The organism is Geodermatophilus obscurus DSM 43160 (assembly GCF_000025345.1).
GTDB lineage: Bacteria > Actinomycetota > Actinomycetes > Mycobacteriales > Geodermatophilaceae > Geodermatophilus > Geodermatophilus obscurus.
The window spans coordinates 4,980,883-5,000,588 of sequence record NC_013757.1; the positions used below are offsets into that span (position 1 = coordinate 4,980,883).

The window sequence follows — 19,706 nt, forward strand, 5'->3', positions numbered from 1 at the left end:
GTCAGCGGAACGCAGTACCGGTCAGGCGCTCGTAGGCGGTCACGTAGCGCTCGCGGGTCGCCTCCACCACGTCGGCGGGCAGCTCCGGCGGCGGGGAGACGCGGTCCCACCCGGACGACGTCAGCCAGTCGCGGACGTACTGCTTGTCGTACGAGGGCTGGACGCCGCCGGGCGACCACAGCGTGGCCGGCCAGAAGCGCGAGGAATCCGGCGTGAGCACCTCGTCGCCCAGCACCAGCCCGCCGTCCGGACCCAGGCCGAACTCGAACTTGGTGTCGGCCAGCACGATGCCGGCGTCCAGGGCGATCTCCGCGCCCCGCCGGTACAGCGCCAGCGTCAGCTCGCGCAGCTGCTCGGCCCGCTCGGACCCGACCGCAGCGACCACCGCCGCGAAGTCGATCGCCTCGTCGTGCTCGCCCTGCTCGGCCTTGGTGGACGGCGTGAACACCGGCTCGGGCAGCTCGGAGCCCTCCACCAGGCCGGCCGGCAGCGGGACGTCGCGGATGGACCCGGTCCGCTGGTACTCGACCGTGCCCGAGCCGGACAGGTAGCCCCGGGCCACGCACTCCACCGGCAGCATCTCCAGCCGGCGCACGAGCATGGCCCGCCCGGCGACGGGTGCCGGCACGTCGGACGCCGAGAGCAGGTGGTGGCTCGCGCCGGAGGACGCCAGCACCGGCGCGAGCTGGTCGAACCACCACACCGACAGCTGGGTGAGCACCCGCCCCTTGTCGGGGATCGGCGTGGGCAGCACGTGGTCGTAGGCAGAGATCCGGTCGGAGGCGACGAGCAGCAGGCGGTCCTCGCCGGCGTCGTAGACCTCGCGGACCTTGCCCCGCGCGACGAGGGGGAGCGCGAGGCTCACGACAGCGCGGCCAGCCGGTCGAACAGCGGGCCCAGGTTGGCCACGTACCGCTCAGGCCGGCAGATCTCGTCCAGCCGCGCCTCGTCGAGCTCGACCCCGGCGTCCTTCGCGCGGACCCGCAGCGTCTCGCGGAACGGCGTCCCGCTGTTCCACGTCTCCATCGCCGCGGACTGGACGAGCGCGTAGGCGTCCTCCCGCGAGGCCCCGCCCTCGACCAGCTCCAGCAGCACCGACGACGTGTAGATGAGCCCGCCGGTGGACTCCAGGTTGGCCCGCATCCGGTCGGCGTCCACGACCAGGTTCTCCACGAGACCGGCGGTCAGGTGCAGCAGGTAGTCGGTGGTGATCGCCGCGTCGGGCAGGAACACCCGCTCGGTGGAGGAGTGCGAGATGTCGCGCTCGTGCCAGAGCGGGATGCCCTCCATCACCGGGACGACGGCGGCGCGGACCACGCGGGCCAGCCCGGCGATGCGCTCGGAACGGATCGGGTTCTTCTTGTGCGGCATCGCGCTGGAGCCCTTCTGGCCCGAGCCGAACGCCTCCGACAGCTCGCGCACCTCGGTGCGCTGGCCGTGCCGCACCTCCAGGGCCACCGTCTCGCAGACGGTCGCGATGATCGCCAGGGCGGCGACCCACTCGCTGATCGAGTCCCGCAGCACCACCTGGGTGGAGGCGTCGGCGGGCCGCAGGTCCAGCGCCTCGGCGACGGTGACCTCAACCGACGGGTCGATCAGCGAGTACGTGCCGACCGCGCCGGAGATGGCGACGACGCCGACCCGCTCGCGCGCGGCCCGCAGCCGGTCCCGCGACCGGGCGGCGGCGAAGGCGAGGTCGGCGACCCGGTGGCCCCACACGTCGGGCTCGGCGTGCACGCCGTGCGTGCGGCCGACCCGGATCGTGTCGCGGTGGGCCAGCCCGTGGTCGCGCAGCGCCGCCACCAGCCGGTCGAGGCGGGCCAGCAGCAGGTCGGTGGCCTCGGTCAGCTGCACGGCCAGCGCGGTGTCGAGCAGGTCCGACGACGTCATGCCGTGGTGCACGTACGCGGCGGCCGACCGGGGCTCGGTGTTGTCGGCCCACGCGGTGAGGAAGGCGATGACGTCGTGCTGCGTCGTCTCCTCGATCTCCGCGACCCGCGCAGGCAGGGGCGGCGGCGCGTCGCGCACGGGCTGCACCACCTCGGCGGGCACCCGCCCGGCCGCGGCGTGCGCCTCGAGGACGAGCGTCTCGACCCGGCACCACAGCTCGTACTTGTGCTGGTCGCTCCAGACCCGGCCCATCTCGGGCAGGGTGTACCGCTCGATCATCCGGGTACCGCCCGCCACTCGTCCGCTCGTCGCACCACGCCCCCAGTCTCCCGCAGGCGAGATGCTGTCGGTGACGGCCCCTACTGCTCGCCGGAGGAAACCATGCTGCGACGAGCCACCCACCTCGTGAACCGGGCCCGCGAGCGGATCCGCGCCGCCCGCGAGCACGACCCGCACGCCTGGCCGCACCGCTCCCACCCACACGACGACGAGCACGAGGACGACCACCACCACGACGACCACCGCCACGACCGCCTCCACGACGACGCGGACGACGCCGAGGCGGGCCGGCCTCCCCTCGGCAGCCCCGAGCCGGGCGCGCCCGACCTCGACGGCCCGCTCGGGCCCGGCGGCGTCAGCGGGCCGCCGGCCGGTGGGCAGCGGCGCCGGGGGCCGGGCGAGCGCCGCGGCGCCCCGCGGGGACCCGGCGCTCCCGAGGAGGAGGTGCCCCGGGGACTGCGGGTGGCCGCGGCCTGGTCGTGGCGGCTCATCGTCGTCCTCGCCGGGCTCTACCTGCTGCTCTGGGCAGCCGCCTACGTGGCCGTGGTCGTCGTCCCGGTCATCGTCGCGCTGCTGCTGGCCGCGCTGCTGCAACCGGGTGCGGCGGCACTGGTCCGCCACGGCTGGCCCCCGGTCCTCGCCGCGCTCACGATGCTCGTGGTCGGGCTCGGCACCGTCTCGGGGATCATCACGCTGGTCGTCCAGCAGGTCGTCACCGGCTTCGGGGACCTCGCCGAGCAGGCCGGTCAGGGCATCGAGCAGGTGCGCGACCTGGTCGTGCGCACCTTCCCCGTCACCCGGACGCAGCTGGAGAACGCGGTCACCCAGCTGCAGCAGACGCTGGTCGACAACCAGGACGTGCTGGCCTCCGGCGCGCTCACCACCGCCGTGACGGTCGGCGAGGTGGCCACCGGCGTCCTCCTCGCGCTGTTCACCCTGTTCTTCTTCCTCAAGGACGGCCGCTCGATCTGGCTGTGGCTGGTCGGCCTCTTCCCACGGGACTCGCGCGCGTACGTCGACGAGGCCGCCCGCCGCTCGTGGCGCACCCTCATCTCCTACGTGCGCGCCACGGCGGCCGTGGCCATGGTCGACGCGGTCGGCATCGGCATCGGGCTGGCGGTGCTCGGCGTCCCGCTGGTCATCCCGCTGGCCGCACTGGTGTTCCTGGGCGCGTTCATCCCGATCATCGGGTCGTTCCTGGCCGGCACCGTGGCCGTGCTCGTCGCGCTGGTCTCGCAGGGCCCGGTCACCGCGCTGGTCGCGCTGGCCATCGTGGTCGCGGTCATGCAGCTGGAGGGGCACGTCCTGCAGCCGTTGCTGCTCGGCCGGGCGGTGCGGGTGCACCCGCTCGCCGTCGTCCTGGCGATCGCCGCGGGCCTGCTGGTCGCCGGCATCTTCGGCGCGCTCATCGCCGTCCCCACGGTGGCCTGCGCGAACGTGGCCGGCACCTACCTGTCGCGGCGGTACGACGGGCCGCGCCCGCCCGAGCCGCGCCGGGAGCGCGCCCGGCCGGCGGTCACCGCGCGATAGGGACGGCGCTCAGCCCCCGAGGGGCGCGTAGGCCTCCGGGGAACGGCGGAGGTGGTCCCGGAACGCCCGGTCGACCGTCTCGTCCCACTCCGGCAGCGCGGCGTCGTAGCGACGGTTCGCCTGCTCCTCCAGCCGCTCGGCCGCCGCGGGGTCGTCGCCGTCCAGCGCGGCGGCCTGCCGGGTGACGTCCTCGACCGCGTCGGCGGCCGCGTCGAGCCCGAGGAGGCGGTAGCCCACCACCGCGCGCTCCCGCTGGTCGGGGTCCAGCGTCTCGCAGGCGTGCAGCAGGCCGCCGTTCATCGCCGTCCCGTGGCAGAGCAGCACCGCAGCGAGGGCGGCGTCCCCGGGGTGGGTGAACGGGGCGTCCGGGTCGCAGGCGCGGTTCCAGACCTCGTCGGCGTCCGCGCTCACGGCGTGATCCTCCCCTCCACCGCGGCCAGCGCGATGTCGGTGCGCCAGTGGCCGCCGGCCAGCCGCACCCCGGCGACCCGCTCGTAGGCGAGCTCCCGGGCCGCGGCGAGGTCCTCCCCCACGGCGGTCACGGCCAGCACCCGCCCGCCGGAGGACCGGACCGTCCCGTCCGCGTCGACGGTGGTGCCGGCGTGCAGCACGCCCTCGCCGTCGGCGCCGGTAACCGGGTCCCCGGTCCGCGGCCGCTCCGGGTAGCCGGGGGCGGCGACGACGACGGTCACCGCGGCGCCCTCCCGCCAGCGCAGCGGCGGGTGCTCGGCCAGCGTGCCGGTCGCGGCGGCGTGCAGCAGGCCGGCCAGCGGGGTCTCCAGCAGCGGCAGCACCACCTGCGTCTCCGGGTCGCCGAAGCGGGCGTTGAACTCCACCACCCGCACGCCGCGGGAGGTCAGCGCCAGCCCGGCGTAGAGCAGCCCGGCGAACGGCTCGCCGCGGCGGCGCATCTCGTCGACCGTCGGCTGCAGCACGGTGGCCAGCACCTCGTCGACCAGCCCCGGCGGCGCCCAGGGCAGCGGCGCGTAGGCGCCCATCCCGCCGGTGTTGGGCCCGCCGTCGCCGTCGTCGCGGCGCTTGGCGTCCTGCGCGGGCACGAGCGGCAGCACCGTCGTCCCGTCGGAGACGGCGAACAGCGACACCTCCGGGCCGTCGAGGTACTCCTCGACGAGGACGGCGCCACCGGCCTCGAGCACGCTGCGGCCGTGCGCCACGGCGGCGTCCCGGTCGGTCGTGACGACGACGCCCTTGCCGGCGGCCAGCCCGTCGTCCTTGACCACGTACGGTCGCCCGCCCACCGTGCCCGCCTCGTCCAGCGCGGTCTCCAGCTCGGCGGGCCCGCCCACCGGCCAGGACCGCGCGGTCGGGACGCCGGCGGCGGCCATGACGTGCTTGGCGAAGGACTTGCTGCCCTCGATCTGCGCGGCCTGCTCCGACGGCCCGAAGCAGGCGATCCCGGCGTCGCGGACGGCGTCGGCGGCCCCGGCGACCAGCGGCACCTCCGGGCCGATGACGACCAGGTCGGCACGCCAGGACGTCGCCAGCGCGGCGACCGCGACCGGGTCGGCGGCGGCCACCGCGGCCGGCTCGGCGATCGCGCGGGTGCCGGCGTTGCCCGGCGCGCAGGCCAGCGCGGTGACCGCGGGGTCGGAGGACAGAGCGACGCACAGGGCGTGCTCCCGGGCACCGGAGCCGATCACGAGCACGCGCACGGACGGCGACCCTACCGGCGGAGGACCCCGTCCTCCCCACCCCTCGCAGGCTCGCGGCGGGACCCTGCACGAGGGCCCTCCGGGCTCGGGGCGGTGCCCTGGTCGGGGCCTACCGCACCCGGTTCGGCTGCGACCGGTAGGCGCGGTGCAGCGCCCGGACGCGAGCGTGCTCGGCGGCCCGGGCGCGGGCGTCGGAGCGCAGCGCCTGGCGGTGGGCCTCGGCCTGCAGCTTGCGCCAGGCGGTGTAGCGGGCCGGGTCCAGGCGCCCCTCGTCGATCGCCGCGGCCACGGCGCAACCGGGCTCGGTGCGGTGCGCGCAGTCCCGGAACCGGCACGCGGCGGCCAGCCCGGTGACGTCGGCGTAGGCGGTGCCGACGCCCGCGTCGTCGACCAGCCCCAGCTCCCGCATGCCCGGGGTGTCGACGAGCAGGCCGCCGCCGGGCAGCAGGTGCAGCTCCCGCGCCGTGGTGGTGTGCCGGCCGCGGCCGTCGGCGTCGCGGATCCCGCGGGTGGCCGCCACTTCCGTCCCGGCCAGCGCGTTGGCCAGGCTGGACTTGCCCACGCCCGACGGGCCGACCATCGCCGCCGTGCGCCCAGGGCCCAGCAGCGCCCGGACCGCGTCAAGCCCCTCCCCCGTCACCGAGCTGACCGGCAGGACGTCGACGCCCACGGCGTCCTCCTGCATGGCGAGCAGGGCTGCGGGGACGTCGTCGCACAGGTCGGCCTTGGTGAGGACGACGACCGGCGTCGCCCCGCTGCCCCAGGCGACGGCCAGGTACCGCTCGACCCTGCGCAGGCGCGGCGCCGTGGTGAGCGCGTCGACGACGAGCACCAGGTCGACGTTGGCCGCGACCACCTGCTCGGCCGACGTCCGCCCGGCGACGACACGGGTGAACGCCGTCCGCCGGGGCAGCACCGCGACCGCCAGCTCGCCGCGCAGCGCCACCCAGTCGCCCACCGCGGGCCCGGTGTCCTCGAGCAGCGCCGCCGCCGGGTGCGCGCGCACCTCACCGTCCGCGGTGAGCACGGTCAGCCGGCCGCGGTCCACCCGGGCGACGCGACCGGGTACGCAGCCGGCGGGGATCCCGGCGTCCCGGTCCGGCGACCACCCCAGGAGTGAGAGATCGGTCACGCCGGCATGGTCGCGCGCAGGTCAGCGCGGTGTCCTCCGAATTGTGTGCGATCAGTCGGCGCGCGTTCGCCGTCCCGACACCTGGCTGGGGTGTTGTAGGTGACATGCGCGCGATCGCGTCGCCGGCACCGGTCCCGGCGACCCGCCCTGCCCGTCCCGTCATCGTCGGTCACCGCGGTGCACCGTCGTACCGCCCCGAGCACACCGCTGCCAGCTTCGAGCTGGCCATCGACCTGGGTGCCGACCTCATCGAGCCCGACGTCGTGGTCAGCCGCGACGGCGCGCTCGTCGTCCGGCACGAGAACGAGCTCTCCCACTCCACCGACGTCGCCGATCGGCCGGAGTTCGCCGACCGGCGCACCACCCGCCTCGTCGACGGCCGCGAGCGCACCGGCTGGTTCAGCGAGGACTTCACCCTCGCCGAGCTGCGCACGCTGCGCGCCGTCGAGCGGATGCCGGCGCTGCGCCCGTTGAACACCACCTACGACGGGCAGGCCGGGATCCTCACCCTCGCCGAGGTCGTGGCCATCGCCCGCCGCCGTTCGACCGCCGACCGGCAGGTCCGCGTCCTGGCCGAGCTGAAGAAGCCCAGCTGGTTCGACGCCGAGGCGGGCGTGCCGATGAACGAGCTCGTCGCCGCGGAGTTGCGCCGCCTCGGCGCGACGGGCCCCGACGGCCCCGTCGTCGTGCAGTCCTTCGACGCCGCCGCGCTGCGGAAGCTGCGGGCCGACCTCGGTTCCCGCGGCCCGCGGATGCTGCAGCTGGTGGACGACGCCGGCGAGGACGACCACCTGGTCACCCCCGCGGGCCTGCGCGAGGTCAGCACCTACGCCCAGGGCATCGCCCCGAGCCGGCACCGCATCCTGCGGCGCGACGCCGACCAGGCGATGACCGGCGTCTCGGACCTCATCACCCAGGCCCACCGCGCCGGGCTCGCCGTGGTCCCGTGGACGCTGCGGCCGGAGAACGCGTTCCTGCCCCAGCACCTGCGCCGCGGCGAGGCCGTGAGCGGGACCGGGGACATGCAGACCGAGGCCCGGCTGCTGCTGGCCCTCGGCGTCGACGGGCTGATCACTGACGCCCCCGACGTGGCCGCCCGGGCCCGCGCGGAGCTCTACACCTCGCGCCCCTCCCGCACCGCACCGCGGCCGGCAGCCGTCCTCGGCCTGCTCTGACGGCGTCCCGGTGATCAGGTGAGCTGGTCACCGCCGGTCCTGGCTCACCACCGGTGGTGAGCCAGGACCGTGCCCGACCAGCTCAGCTGATCGTCACCCTCAGCCGACCAGGTCGTGGAGGACGACGTTCTCGTCGCGGCCGGGGCCGACGCCGATGACGCTGACCCGCGCGCCGGAGAGCGCCTCCAGGCGCCGGACGTAGGCCTGCGCGGTGGCCGGCAGCTCGTCGAAGGTGCGGCAGTTGCGGATGTCCTCGGACCAGCCCGGCATCTCCTCGTACACCGGCGTGGCGTGGTGGAAGTCGGTCTGCGTCATCGGCATCTCGTCGTGCCGGACGCCGTCGACGTCGTAGGCGACGCAGATCGGCACCGTCTCCAGGCCCGACAGCACGTCGAGCTTGGTGAGGAAGTAGTCGGTGATGCCGTTGACCCGGCTGGCGTAGCGGGCGACGACGGCGTCGAACCAGCCGCAGCGGCGGTCGCGGCCGGTGGTCACGCCGACCTCGCCGCCCTGCGTGCGCAGGTACTCGCCGTTGGCGTCGAACAGCTCGGTCGGGAACGGGCCGGAGCCGACGCGGGTCGTGTACGCCTTCAGGATCCCGACCACCCGGTCGATGCGGGTGGGCCCGATGCCCGACCCGGCGGCCGCCCCACCCGCCGTCGGGTTGGACGACGTCACGAACGGATACGTGCCGTGGTCGACGTCCAGGAGGGTGCCCTGGGAGCCCTCCAGCAGCACCCACTCGCCGGCGTCGAGCGCCTTGCCCAGCAGCAGGCGGGTGTCGGCGATCCGGTGCTCGAGCTCGCGCGCATAGCGCGAGTACTCCTCCACGACCTCGTCGACGTCGATCGCCCTGCGGTTGTAGACCTTGACCAGGATCTGGTTCTTCTCCTGCAGCGTGCCCTCGAGCTTCTGCCGGAGGATCGACAGGTCCAGCAGGTCCTGCACCCGGATGCCGGTGCGGGCGACCTTGTCGCCGTAGGCGGGTCCGATCCCGCGGCCGGTGGTGCCGATCTTGCGCTTGCCCAGGAAGCGCTCGGTGACCCGGTCCAGCGCCCGGTGGTGCGGCATGATCAGGTGCGCGTCGGCCGAGATGACCAGCCGCGAGGTGTCCACGCCGCGCTCCTCGAGCCCCGCGAGCTCGCCGATGAGCACCTCGGGGTCGATGACCACACCGTTGCCGATCACCGGCGTGCACCCGGGCGTGAGGATGCCCGACGGGATCAGGTGCAGCGCGTACTTCTCGCCGTCCGGTGTGATCACCGTGTGCCCGGCGTTGTTGCCACCCTGGTAGCGGACGACGTACGGAACGCGCCCCCCGAGCAGGTCGGTGGCCTTGCCCTTGCCCTCGTCGCCCCACTGGGCGCCGATCAGCACGACTGCCGGCATCTCGCTGTGGTCCCCCTCGGACTCGTCACCGGCGGTCGACCGGCTGGCAGGTGGCAGGGTATCGGCATGCCCCTCGTCGAGTTCGACCTGCGCGGTCTCGCGCCGGGTCAGGCGCCGGACCGGGGGGTGGTCGCACCGGCCGCCGATGCCGACGCGCTGCTGGTGAGGGGGCCGGTGCCCGCGCTGGCCGGAGTCCTGACGGCGCTGTGGAAGGCCGGGCGGACGGCCGAGGTCGCCGTCTCCTGGGAGCCCGCCGGCGACGGCGACTCGGCCGCCCTGGCCCGCGCGCTCGGCATCGGCACCGGAGCGGTGCGGGAGCTCGGCCTGGTGCGCGACGACCACGGCGGCGTGCTGCTGCACCACGGCCGCGTCGAGGCGGCCGGCGACGAACGGCGCCGCCCGCTGGCGCGGCGGCTGGGCGCGCAGGCGCACCACGACGCGGTCAAGGTCGCCGACGGGCAGATCACCCGCATCGACGTCCGGCCCGACTGGCGGGCCGTGGACACCCTCGACGTGACCGTGATGACGCTGCCGTTGCGCCCTGGCCGACGCACCAGCGGACGAGCCGTGCAGATCGCCTGCGACCCGGCCCGGATCACCCGGGACGGCGTCCCCCAACCGCGGCCGGTGACCCGCTGGACGTGGTACGCCGACGACCGGGTGCGCTGGCGACTGCAGCCCTGAGAAAGGACCCCGTCGTCCTCACGCTCGCGAGTTCGCGACGAGCCTCTGGACGGGGCCTACCCAGGGCAGGGAGTCCTCCCTCAGGTGAAGACGCTGACCCCGCCGGGCCCCACGAGCAGGCCCACGACGATCAGCACGATCCCCCACAGCAGCTGCCTGCGGACGATCGCGACGATGCCGGCGACGACGAGGACGACGGCGAGGATCCAGAGAAGCGTGGCCATGGAAGCACCTCCGGGAACGGGCGTCCTGACCGGACGCCGGGAACGGACGGTAACCGATCACGGGTCGTTCCCGCCCGTTCTCCGTCGTCCCATCACGGAGTGTGATGTCAGGCCGCCGGTCGGCCCAGCCGGTCGCGGAGGTCGACGTGCCAGTCCACCTGCACCCGCCGGCCCACGTGCCCGCACGGCCGGACCAGGTCGAAGCGGGTGAGGACGCCGCCGGAGTCGGCCCACAGCAGCGCCAGGTGTCCCGCCGCGGCGCGCGGCCCTGAGGGGTCGAGGGCGAGCTGCAGCTGGCGGCTCGGGTCCTGGCGGTAGAAGGCGCGCAGGCCGTCGGTGGCGGCGGCGGGCAGCTCGCCGTCGTCGGAGCGCCAGACCCGCAGCACGTCGGTGGGGGTGCGCAGGATCAGCCCGCTCATCGGCAGACCCAGGTTGTCGGTGCCGGTGTCGAGGTCCAGCTGACGGGCCTGCAGCGGATCGGAGAGCTCGTCGGGGCCGGCACCCCACGGCCGGAGCCGCTCCATCGCCTCGCGGCGGACCAGCTGGTGGTCCAGGTGCCGGTCAGCGGTCGGGCTCCAGCCGTGCCGGGCGTGGATGGCCGCGCTGACGGTGACGCCGGCCGACAGCGCCTCGTGGACGGCGAGCAGCAGGGGACGCAGCCGACGGGTGACGGTGCCCGGGGAGTGGTCCACGGCCCGAGTGTGCCGGTCGGGCCTGACGGATCCCGCTGTGCGGGCGTTCGCCGCGGGTTGCCGGTGCTGCAGCGCCGGCAGTGCGCGAGGAACGCCCGCACTGGCCGCCTAGGGCGCCAGCGTGGGGTCGCAGTCGTGCAGCAGCTGGGTGCAGCGCTCCTGCTCGTCGGTCTCGCCGATCACCTCCGCCGCGCGGGCCAGCACCGTCACGCAGCGCAGGAAGCCGCGGTTGGGCTCGTGCGACCACGGGACCGGCCCGTAGCCCTTCCAGCCGTTGCGGCGCAGCGCGTCGAGGCCGCGGTGGTAGCCGGTGCGGGCGTAGGCGTAGGCCTCGATGGTGCGGCCGCCGTCGAGCGCGGCCTCCGCGAGTGCCGCCCAGGCCGCGCTGGCCCGGGGGTGCGCCGCGGCGACCTCGGCGGGGTCGGTGCCGGCCGCCAGCGCCGCCTCGGCTCCCGGGTCACCCGGCAGGAGCGTGGCCGGCGGCTCGCCGAGCAGGTTGGGGTGCGCGTGGGACATCAGGCGCTCTGCGACTGGCCGGCCGACAGCAGGTCCTCGCACGCCTCGACGACACGGGCGGCCATGTTGGTCTCGGCCAGCTTCATGTAGGTGCGCGGGTCGAAGGCCTTCTTGTTGCCGACCTCGCCGTCGACCTTCAGCACGCCGTCGTAGTTGGTGAACATGTGACCCACGATCGGCCGGGTGAAGGCGTACTGGGTGTCGGTGTCGACGTTCATCTTCACCACGCCGTAGGAGAGCGCCTCGCGGATCTCCTCCTGCGCCGAGCCCGAGCCGCCGTGGAAGACCAGGTTGAACGGCTTGGCGCCGTCCCCCAGGCCGAACTCCTCGGACACGACGTCCTGGCCCTCCTTGAGGATCTCCGGGCGCAGCTTGACGTTGCCGGGCTTGTAGACGCCGTGCACGTTGCCGAAGGTGGCGGCGAGCAGGTAGACGCCCTTCTCGCCCAGGCCGAGGCTCTTGGCGGTGGCCACGAAGTCGCCGGGCGCGGTGTAGAGCTTGTCGTTGATGTCGTGCGAGACGCCGTCCTCCTCGCCGCCGACGACGCCGATCTCCACCTCCAGCACGATCTTGGCGGCGGCGCACCTCTCGATGAGCTCCGCGGCGATCTGCAGGTTCTCGTCCAGGTCGATGGCCGAGCCGTCCCACATGTGCGACTGGAACAGCGGCGCCTGCCCGGCGTCCACCCGGTCCTTGGACAGCGCGATCAGCGGGCGCACGTAGGCGTCCAGCTTGTCCTTGGGGCAGTGGTCGGTGTGCAGCGCGATGTTGACCGGGTACTTCTCGGCGACGACGTGCGCGAACTCGGCGAGCGCGACCGCACCGGTGACCATGTCCTTGACCCGGGTGCCCGAGCCGAACTCAGCACCACCGGTGGAGAACTGGATGATGCCGTCGCTGCCGGCGTCGGCGAAGCCGCGCAGCGCGGCGTTCACCGTCTCCGACGACGTGCAGTTGATCGCCGGGTAGGCGAAGCCGCCCTCCTTGGCCCGGTTGATCATGTCGGCGTAGACCTCGGGGGTCGCGATGGGCATGCGGGGCACTCCTTGCGTCGGTGGCGGCGCTGGTCCGGCGGCCAGTATCGCGCCCGGCTCCACCGCGGCGACACCCGCTACTCGGCGGCCTCCGGTCCGACCCGCAGGCCCAGGGCGGTCACCAGCACCACGGCCTGCGCCGCGTCGACCTGCGCGCCGGCCAGCTCGACCTCCCGCGGGTCGAGTGCGGACAGGTCGCTGCCGCGCAGGTCGGCGCGGGAGAGGTCGGCCCCGGCGAACTGCGCCCCGGAGAGGTCCAGGTGCCGCAGCACGGCCCGGGCCGCCCGGACGCCGGTGAGGTCGGCCTCGCGCATCCGCACGGCGGTGAACGTCGCCCGGGACAGGTCCGCGCGGCGGAGGGCGACGAAGGACCAGTCACCGCCCTCGACGGTGACCAGGTCGAAGGTGCAGCGGTCGAAGCTGCTGCCGATGAGCTTGCAGTCGGTGAAGACCGCCTGGGCGAACGAGCAGCCGGTGAACGTGCAGGTCACGAAGGCCGCGTCGGCGTGCCGGCTGAGGGTGAACCGGCAGTCCCGGAAGACGCAGTCGGTGAACACGGCGCCGTCGTCCGTGGTCTCGGACAGGTCGACCCGGCTGAAGGTGACCCCGGTGTGCTCCTGACCGGAGAGGTCGTCACCGTAGCGGTCCTCGTCCCGGACCTCGCTCCCGCTCAGCCTCGCTCCACCCGGCCGGCCACCCGCGCCGCGACCACCACGGGGTCGTACACCGGCGAGAACGGCGGCGCGCAGGAGAGGTCCGAGCCGCTGCCGCCGTCGGTGGTGACCGCCCGCGCCGCGCCGTCGGCACCGGTCTCCACCGCGCGCACCGGCTGGTCGGGCTGCACGCCGATGCCCATGTCACGCAGCGCCTCGCAGATCCGCTCGCCCATGTCCGCGTCGAGCAGGGACACCGGCAGCGAGTCGGCGAGCACGATGGTCACCTCGAGCCCGCGGGCCTGCAGCACCTGGGGCGCAGCCGCCGGGCCGCAGTGGCCGCGGACATCCCGGCGGCATCGCCCCCGACGACGGGCAGGCGGTCTGCAGTCATGCGGTCGCCGACGGCCGCCGGCGCAGCACCTTGCCGGGGTTGAGCAGGCCGGACGGGTCCAGGGCGTCCTTGATCGAGCGGTGCACGTCGGCCGAGACCGGGCCGATCTCGCGCTCGAGCCAGTCGGCCTTGAGCGTGCCGACGCCGTGCTCGCCGGTGATGGTGCCGCCGAGCGAGAGGCCCAGCTCCAGGATGGCGTCGAACGCGGCCACGGCCCGCGCCCGCTGCTCCTGGTCGGCGCCGTCGAACACGATCGTTGGGTGCATGTTGCCGTCGCCGGCGTGCCCCATGACGCCGATGACCAGGTCGTACTGCGCGGAGATCGCGTCGCAGCCGTCGATGAAGGTGGCCACCCGGGAGCGGGGGACGGCGACGTCGTCGAGCAGCACGTCGCCCAGCCGCTCCAGCGCCGGCAGCGCCGCCCTGCGGGCGGCGAGCAGCAGGTCGCCCTCGGCCGGGTCGGCCGTGGAGTGCACGAGGTCGGCGCCGGCGGCCTCGCACAGCCGGGTGAGCTCGGCGATCTCGTCGAGGGCGGCCGCTCCCCCGGCGTCGGACCGGGCCACCAGCAGCGCCTGGGCGTTCCGGTCGAGGTCGGCCCGCAGCATGTCGTCGACGGCGCGGATGCAGGTCCGGTCCATCACCTCGAGCATGCTGGGCACCACGCCGCTGGTGACCACCGACTCGACGACCTGCCCCGTCTGCGCGCTGGTGGCGAAGGTGGCCACCAGGGTGACCGGGTCGGCGGCCGGCGCGGGGCGCAGCGCCAGGGTGGCCTCGGTGATGACCCCGAGGGTGCCCTCCGAGCCGACGAACAGCCGGGTGAGGTCGTAGCCGGCGACGCCCTTGACCGTCCGCCGCCCGGTCCGCAGCACGCGGCCGTCGGCGAGCACGACCTCCAGGCCGAGCACGTAGTCGGTGGTGACGCCGTACTTCACGCAGCACAGCCCGCCGGAGTTCATGGCCAGGTTGCCGCCGAGGGTGCACCAGTCGTAGCTGGCCGGGTCGGGGGGTAGAAGAGCCCGACCGCGCTCACCGCGTCGCGCAGCTGCTTGTTCACCACGCCGGGCTGGACGACGGCCAGCCGGTCGGCCGCGGAGACCTCCAGGACGGCGTCCATCCGGGTCATGACCATCGTGATGCCGCCGTCGACGGCGTTGCTGGCACCGACCAGCCCGGAGCCGGCGCCGCGCGGCACCACCGGGAGGCCGTGCCGCGCGGCGATCTGCAGGACGGCGACCACCTCGGCGGTGCTGCGCGGCAGGACGACGGCGGCCGGCGTACCGGCCTCGGCCAGCACGGCCTGGTCCCGCGCGTAGGACGCGGTGACGTCGGGGTCGGTCAGGACGCTGTCGGGACCCAGGGCATCGGCCAGCTCGGCCACCCACGTCGTCGTCACGGTGGTCATCGCCACACCGTACGACGGTTCCCTCCCCGGGCGAGATCGGCGATCTCGCCCGGCTCCGGCAGCCCGCGAGGGGGTCCGCTACAGACCGAGGTCGGCGAGGGTGAACGCGGCGCGGTACTCCAGACCTGCCTCCTCCACCGCGGCCCGCCCGCCCCGGTCCACCACCACCGCCACGGCGACCGGCTCGGCGCCGGCCTCGCGCAGTGCCTCGACGGCGGTGAGCGGGCTGGAGCCGGTGGTGGAGACGTCCTCGACCACGAGGACGGTGCGACCGGCGACGTCCGGCCCCTCGATCCGGCGCTGCAGTCCGTGCGCCTTGCCGGTCTTGCGGACGACGCACGCGTCGAGGAAGCCCTCCCCCGCGGCCGCCGCGTGCAGCATCGCCGTCGCGACCGGGTCCGCGCCCAGGGTGAGCCCGCCGACGACGTCGTAGCGCAGGTCCCCGGTGAGCTGGCGCATCACCCGGCCCACCAGCGGCGCTCCCTCGTGGTGCAGCGTCAGCCGTCGCATGTCGATGTACCAGTCGGCCTCCTGCCCCGAGGACAGCGTCACCCGCCCGTGGACGACGGCGAGGTCGACGACGAGCTCGAGCAGCCGGTCACGGTCGGGCCGGGCGGCCCCCTCCCCGGGTCCCGCTCCGAGGGACGAGGGGCGGGGCGGGAGCAGGTCCTCTTCCATGCCGCCGACCCTAGAAGGACCCCGTCCCCCTCACCGAAGAAGGACCCCGTCCTCCCCACCCTTCGCACGCTCAGGGCGGGACCCGGGACGGGGCCACGGCGGGACCCTGCACAGGGGCCGCCCGCTCCAGCCCGCTCAGGCGGGCGGGGTGAGCACCTGGTCGACGACGTAGACCGTCGCGTTGAGCGTCGGGAGGTTGCCGCAGATGACCGTCGCGTCGGCCGCACCCAGCAGGGTCTGGTCGGCGCTGACCGTGAAGACCTCGCCCGCGCCGTCGATGGTCACCTGGCCGCCGTCGAGGGTGGTGTGCGTGCCGGCCAGCTCGCCGGGGGCCAGCCGGCCGGCGATGACGTGGTGGGTGACCAGTGCGGTCAGCCGCGGCGTGTCGGCCAGCAGCGGGTCCAGCGTGGCGGGCGGAACGGCGGCGAAGGCCTCGTTGACCGGGGCCAGCACGGTGAGGTCCTGGGTGGCGTCGAGGGACGCGGCGAGCGTGGCCGCGTGCACGGTGACCATCGTGTTGGTCAGCCCCGGGATGGTCGACATCGCGGCCGCGGCCGGCGCGGCGGCGAGAGCAGCCGGGCTGCCCGGCCCCTCGGGCGGGAGCGCGGCACAGCCGGGGCCGAAGGGCCCGGTCGGCGCGGGCGGGGCGGCCTCCGCCGCGGACGTCGTCGCCGGGGCGCTGCTCGCCGCGGCGACGTCGTCCGCCGGCCCGTCGGAGCCGCAGCCGGCCAGCGGCAGCGCCAGTGCGGTGGCGGCGGCGAGCAGGGCGCGGCGGGTGGGGGTGCGCGTCACGGGGCGGGCTCCTTCGTCGGTTGCGCCCGCCATCATCACCGGCGCGGGACGGAACAGCCGGTAACGGCACGACCACCGTACGAATGCGCCGCGGGCCGCCGTCCGGTCGGACGACGGCCCGCGGCCGGCCACCCTGCAGGGTCCGCGCCGAGCGCGGGCGGCAGGGTGGTCCTCTCTCAGGCGCCGGCCGGCGCGAGCACCTGGTCGACGATGTAGACGGTGGCGTTCGCCGTCTGGACGTTGCCGCAGATGACCGAGGCCGGGGTGCCGGTCACGGTCCGGGCGACGGTGAAGGCCTCGCCGGAGCCCTCGATGGTGACCTCGTCGCCGTTGAGGGTGGTGTGCGTGCCGGCCAGCTCGCCGGGGGCCAGCCGACCCTCGATGACGTGGTGGGTCAGGATCGCGGTGAGCTGGGTGTTGTCGGCCAGCACCGCCTGCAGCGCGTCCGGCGGGATGGCCTCGAACGCCGGGTTGGCCGGAGCGATCACGGTGACGTCCTCGGCGGTGTTCAGGGCGTCGACCAGGTTGGCCTGCAGAACGGCCTGCACCAGCGTGGACAGCACCGGGTTGTTGCTGGCCGCGGTGGCCACCGGGTCGTCGGTCATGCCGGTGAAGCTGCCCTCACCGTCGGCCGGGACGGCGGTGCAGCCCTCGCCGAACGGCTCGGCGGCGGCCGTGTCGGTGCCCATCTCCGTGCTGGTCTCCGGCGCGGCCGGGGACGAGCTGCTGGAGCCGGTGCCGGTGGCGGCCTCCGTGGCGGTGTCCTCGGCGCTACAGGCGCTGAGCGTGATGGCGGTGCCGGCGGCGGTGACCAGCACGGCGGTGCGGGTGAGGGTGCGCTTCACGGGGATCTCCTTGGTCGTCGTGCGGGGTTCCTGGTCCTCGACCGCGGGGGTCGCGGACCACGCCTGCGGCCGGCGGCCGAGACGAGCTGTGGGGTGGGTGGCTCAGGTCGCGTTGACGCGGATGGAGTGCAGTCCGCTCGACCCGGCGGGGAACGGCTCGGCGCGCTCCTCGGTCTGCACCTCGCCCTCGGCGCTGGTCGCGCGGACGGTGAGCTGGTACGAGCCGGGGGCGAAGTCGTGGGGCAGCACCCACTGCCGCCACAGGTCGGCGTCCACCTGCGGGGAGAGCTGCGCCGGCAGCCACGGCCCGTCGTCGACCCGGACCTCGACGGCGCCGATGCCGCGGGTCTGGGCCCAGGCCACCCCGGCGATCGCACGGCGACCGGCCGGGAAGCGGCGCAGCGGCGCCGGGGTGTCGATGCGGGAGGCGATCCTGATCGGCGCCTGGGCGGCCCAGTCTCGCTCGGTCCAGTAGGCGTCGAACGCGTCGTAGGTGGACGCCTCGATGCCGGTCAGCCACTTGCAGGCCGACACGTAGCCGTAGAGGCCCGGGATGACCATCCGCACCGGGAAGCCGTGCTCCACCGGGAGCGGCTCACCGTTCATCCCGAACGCGAGCATCGCGTCCTCGACCCCGAGCGCCGAGCGCGTGGGCGCGCCGATGGTCATCCCGTCGACCGAGCGGCAGACCAGCTGGTCGGAGCCGGAGCGGATGCCGTTCTCGCGGAGGAAGGCCCCCAGCGGGATCCCGAGCCAGCGCGCGGTGCCGGCCAGCCGGCCCCCCACGGTGTTGGAGACGCAGGTCAGGGTGATGTCGCGCTCGATGACGTCGGAGCGGCCGAGCAGGTCGTCGAGCGTGTAGCTGCGCGGGGAGTCGAACATCCCGGTCAGCGACAGCTCGTAGTCCGCCGGCCTGATCTGCGGCACCGTGATCGCGGTGTCGACCCGGTAGAACTCGCGGTTGGGCGTGAACAACGGGGTCAGGCCGTCGATCCGCTCCGCGAGGTCGGCGCCGGCCGGCAGGGCCGCGGCCGGGGAGGCCGGGGCCGGGAGGGCGAGGTCGGCCCGCGCCCCGCCGACGTCGAAGCGGCGGAGCAGCAGCCGGCCGGCGCCCCCGGTGGCGACGGCGGCGCCCGCGGCGGCAGCGCTGGTCAGGAAGAAGCGGCGGCGGTCGAGCCCGGCGCCCTTGCGGTCACCGGCGCCGAGGGACGCCCGCAGGCGCTCGGCCAGCGGGGCCCCGTCGTCGTCGGATCGGGTCTGCGCGGCACCCGCCGTCGGCACGGTGAGCCGGGCCAGGAGCGCGAGCAGGGCGACGACCCCCGCCAGCGCGCCGGCCAGCGCGGGCAGCGCGTCGAGCGGTCCGCCGGCGGGGCCGGTTGCGGCCGCGGCCGCCCCGACCAGGCCGAACAGCGCGATGCCGGCCACCCCGGCCGTCCGGCGGCGCAGCGCCAGGACGCCCAGGACCGCGGCGTAGAGGGCGATGACGACCAGCGTGCCGACGACGAGGGCGATCTTGTCGCTCTCGCCGAAGGTCGCGATCGCGAAGGCCTTGACCGGCTCCGGGACCAGGGTGATGACCGTGTCGCCGACGGCGACGACCGGCGAGGACTGCGGACCCATGAGGCCGGCGACGAGCTCACCCACACCCAGCGCGACACCGGCGGACAGCAGTCCGGCCGCGGCGGCCAGCGGACGGCGCCCGCGACGACGCGGTGCGTCCGGGCCGGTCGCCGCGGCCGGGCTCTGCTCGGTGGTGGTCACGACTGGTCTTCGGGACCAGTCGCGCTACGGGTTCACTCCCTCGGTATCGATTCCGTAACGAGCGGTCAGCGCAGTCCGGCCTGCCGGCGGGCGGTCATCGCCCGGTACCACTCGCTGGACGGCCGCAGCGCCAACGCGACGACCCCGACGATCGTCAGCAGCAACGAGATGACCGACAGCGAGTCGAGGAAGCCGGTGCTGGCCGTGGCCGTGCCCAGGCCGGCCAGGCCGAAGACGGCGCTGAGCCCGCCCAGCACGATGAGCACGATCCGCGCCCAGTTGCGGCCCTTCCAGGCGAACCAGATGAACAGTGCCTCGAGGCCGACCAGCAGCAACCCGATCACCACACCGACGACCAGACCGGCCCGGACGACGTCCTCGGTGATCACCGGGTCGTTCGCCGTGGCCACCGTCTGGGCGACGAGACCATCGAGGCTGGAGAACTGCACCAGCGAGGCGATGAGGCCCAGGATGAGCGTGGCCATGAAGGCCCCGACGCCGACCCGCACCGTCGTCGGCCGCTCGGGCGCCTCCGGCGAGAAGCCGTGCCCGGGCGCCGACGGAGCGGCGGCGTAGCCGTACGGCGGCTGCCCCTGCCAGCCCTGCTGGGGGTCCTGCCAGCCCTGCTGCGGCGGCGGGTTCTGCCAGCCCTGCTGGGGCGGCGCCTGCCAGCCCGGCTGATCCTGCGGCGGCTGCCACCCCTGCTGGGGGTCCTGGCCGCCCTGGCCGCCCTGCCCTGACGTCATCGCGTACTCCCTGCTCGCGGTCGAGTCCCTGCCGCGATGATCACCCACCCCGCCGACACCGGCCAGGGCCGGAAGGCGATCGAGACCTGATCGATGGAGACGGCACCGGGCCCGCCGTCCCGGCGGGGACGGCGGGCCCGGTGACGGCCCTCCTCCAGGGACCCGCTGGCCCCGTCCAGAGGCTCGCCGTGGCCCCGTCCCGGGTCCCGCCCCG

The 19,706-nt window shown here is 75.0% G+C and carries 21 protein-coding genes and 1 pseudogene; 3 read left to right on the plus strand and 19 right to left on the minus strand.

Annotated features, from left to right (window positions below; translation table 11 throughout):
• Position 1: 1 nt before the first annotated feature.
• Positions 2 to 865 (minus strand): phosphoribosylaminoimidazolesuccinocarboxamide synthase, encoded by an 864-nt coding sequence (locus GOBS_RS23365; protein WP_012950732.1) that lies wholly within the window; start codon positions 863 to 865, stop codon positions 2 to 4.
• Entirely contained in the window at positions 862 to 2,169 is a 1,308-nt protein-coding gene (purB, locus tag GOBS_RS23370) for an adenylosuccinate lyase (RefSeq protein WP_012950733.1), read from the minus strand. Before purB ends, GOBS_RS23365 begins: the two co-directional genes overlap by 4 nt.
• A gap of 102 nt (positions 2,170 to 2,271) precedes the next feature.
• Between purB and GOBS_RS23375 the strand changes: the two genes are divergently transcribed.
• Positions 2,272 to 3,699 carry an AI-2E family transporter gene (locus GOBS_RS23375; protein WP_012950734.1) on the plus strand — a complete coding sequence of 476 codons (1,428 nt, stop codon included), beginning with the start codon at positions 2,272 to 2,274 and terminating at the stop codon, positions 3,697 to 3,699.
• Positions 3,700 to 3,708: 9 nt separating this feature from the next.
• Here GOBS_RS23375 and GOBS_RS25845 read toward each other — a convergent pair whose 3' ends face one another.
• The 3 genes from GOBS_RS25845 to rsgA form a co-directional block, all read right to left on the minus strand.
• Positions 3,709 to 4,110, minus strand: coding sequence for a DMP19 family protein (locus GOBS_RS25845; protein ID WP_012950735.1), 402 nt, complete (start codon positions 4,108 to 4,110; stop codon positions 3,709 to 3,711).
• Positions 4,107 to 5,372 (minus strand): phosphoribosylamine--glycine ligase, encoded by a 1,266-nt coding sequence (gene purD, locus GOBS_RS23385; protein ID WP_012950736.1) that lies wholly within the window; start codon positions 5,370 to 5,372, stop codon positions 4,107 to 4,109. Before purD ends, GOBS_RS25845 begins: the two co-directional genes overlap by 4 nt.
• A 109-nt stretch (positions 5,373 to 5,481) precedes the next feature.
• Positions 5,482 to 6,504, minus strand: coding sequence for a ribosome small subunit-dependent GTPase A (gene rsgA / locus GOBS_RS23390; protein WP_012950737.1), 1,023 nt, complete (start codon positions 6,502 to 6,504; stop codon positions 5,482 to 5,484).
• A gap of 104 nt (positions 6,505 to 6,608) precedes the next feature.
• Between rsgA and GOBS_RS23395 the strand changes: the two genes are divergently transcribed.
• Positions 6,609 to 7,679, plus strand: a complete 1,071-nt coding sequence (locus GOBS_RS23395) for a glycerophosphodiester phosphodiesterase family protein (RefSeq protein WP_012950738.1) — start codon at positions 6,609 to 6,611, stop codon at positions 7,677 to 7,679.
• Between the two features lie 99 nt (positions 7,680 to 7,778).
• Here the strand turns inward: GOBS_RS23395 and GOBS_RS23400 are convergent, their stop codons facing one another.
• Positions 7,779 to 9,068, minus strand: coding sequence for an adenylosuccinate synthase (locus tag GOBS_RS23400; protein ID WP_012950739.1), 1,290 nt, complete (start codon positions 9,066 to 9,068; stop codon positions 7,779 to 7,781).
• A 66-nt stretch (positions 9,069 to 9,134) separates the two neighbouring features.
• Between GOBS_RS23400 and GOBS_RS23405 the strand changes: the two genes are divergently transcribed.
• Positions 9,135 to 9,752: a hypothetical protein gene (locus GOBS_RS23405; RefSeq protein ID WP_012950740.1), complete on the plus strand. Its 618-nt coding sequence runs from the start codon at positions 9,135 to 9,137 to the stop codon at positions 9,750 to 9,752.
• Between the two features lie 80 nt (positions 9,753 to 9,832).
• Here GOBS_RS23405 and GOBS_RS27855 read toward each other — a convergent pair whose 3' ends face one another.
• The 13 genes and pseudogenes from GOBS_RS27855 to GOBS_RS23460 all read right to left on the minus strand — a co-directional run bounded on the left by GOBS_RS27855 (position 9,833) and on the right by GOBS_RS23460 (position 19,492).
• Positions 9,833 to 9,976: a GPGG-motif small membrane protein gene (locus GOBS_RS27855; protein WP_012950741.1), complete on the minus strand. Its 144-nt coding sequence runs from the start codon at positions 9,974 to 9,976 to the stop codon at positions 9,833 to 9,835.
• 107 nt (positions 9,977 to 10,083) lie between these two features.
• A complete protein-coding gene (locus GOBS_RS23410) occupies positions 10,084 to 10,668 on the minus strand; it encodes a hypothetical protein (RefSeq protein WP_012950742.1) in 585 nt (194 codons plus the stop codon).
• A gap of 108 nt (positions 10,669 to 10,776) precedes the next feature.
• Positions 10,777 to 11,184, minus strand: a complete 408-nt coding sequence (locus GOBS_RS23415; protein WP_012950743.1) for a DUF3151 domain-containing protein — start codon at positions 11,182 to 11,184, stop codon at positions 10,777 to 10,779.
• Positions 11,184 to 12,218, minus strand: coding sequence for a class II fructose-bisphosphate aldolase (fbaA, locus tag GOBS_RS23420; RefSeq protein WP_012950744.1), 1,035 nt, complete (start codon positions 12,216 to 12,218; stop codon positions 11,184 to 11,186). The genes GOBS_RS23415 and fbaA overlap by 1 nt, the downstream gene beginning before the upstream one ends.
• A gap of 77 nt (positions 12,219 to 12,295) precedes the next feature.
• Entirely contained in the window at positions 12,296 to 12,775 is a 480-nt protein-coding gene (locus GOBS_RS23425; RefSeq protein ID WP_243697586.1) for a pentapeptide repeat-containing protein, read from the minus strand.
• Positions 12,776 to 12,888: 113 nt separating this feature from the next.
• Complete coding sequence (locus GOBS_RS23430; protein ID WP_041241651.1) at positions 12,889 to 13,182, minus strand: NAD-binding protein; 294 nt, start codon at positions 13,180 to 13,182, stop codon at positions 12,889 to 12,891.
• A 79-nt stretch (positions 13,183 to 13,261) separates the two neighbouring features.
• Positions 13,262 to 14,200 carry an FAD-binding oxidoreductase gene (locus GOBS_RS23435; protein ID WP_424954962.1) on the minus strand — a complete coding sequence of 313 codons (939 nt, stop codon included), beginning with the start codon at positions 14,198 to 14,200 and terminating at the stop codon, positions 13,262 to 13,264.
• Positions 14,183 to 14,670: pseudogene (locus GOBS_RS29080) on the minus strand (FAD-binding oxidoreductase); the annotation flags it as partial. The pseudogene GOBS_RS29080 and the gene GOBS_RS23435, both read right to left, overlap by 18 nt.
• Before the next feature lie 78 nt (positions 14,671 to 14,748).
• Positions 14,749 to 15,348: an orotate phosphoribosyltransferase gene (pyrE, locus tag GOBS_RS23440; RefSeq protein ID WP_012950746.1), complete on the minus strand. Its 600-nt coding sequence runs from the start codon at positions 15,346 to 15,348 to the stop codon at positions 14,749 to 14,751.
• A 135-nt stretch (positions 15,349 to 15,483) separates the two neighbouring features.
• Positions 15,484 to 16,140: a fasciclin domain-containing protein gene (locus GOBS_RS23445; RefSeq protein ID WP_012950747.1), complete on the minus strand. Its 657-nt coding sequence runs from the start codon at positions 16,138 to 16,140 to the stop codon at positions 15,484 to 15,486.
• A 176-nt stretch (positions 16,141 to 16,316) separates the two neighbouring features.
• On the minus strand, positions 16,317 to 16,985 hold the full coding sequence (locus tag GOBS_RS23450) for a fasciclin domain-containing protein (protein WP_012950748.1): 669 nt from the start codon (positions 16,983 to 16,985) through the stop codon (positions 16,317 to 16,319).
• Positions 16,986 to 17,087: 102 nt separating this feature from the next.
• Positions 17,088 to 18,746, minus strand: coding sequence for a molybdopterin-dependent oxidoreductase (locus GOBS_RS23455; protein WP_012950749.1), 1,659 nt, complete (start codon positions 18,744 to 18,746; stop codon positions 17,088 to 17,090).
• 65 nt (positions 18,747 to 18,811) lie between these two features.
• Positions 18,812 to 19,492, minus strand: coding sequence for a hypothetical protein (locus tag GOBS_RS23460; RefSeq protein ID WP_012950750.1), 681 nt, complete (start codon positions 19,490 to 19,492; stop codon positions 18,812 to 18,814).
• Between the last annotated feature and the right edge of the window lie 214 nt (positions 19,493 to 19,706).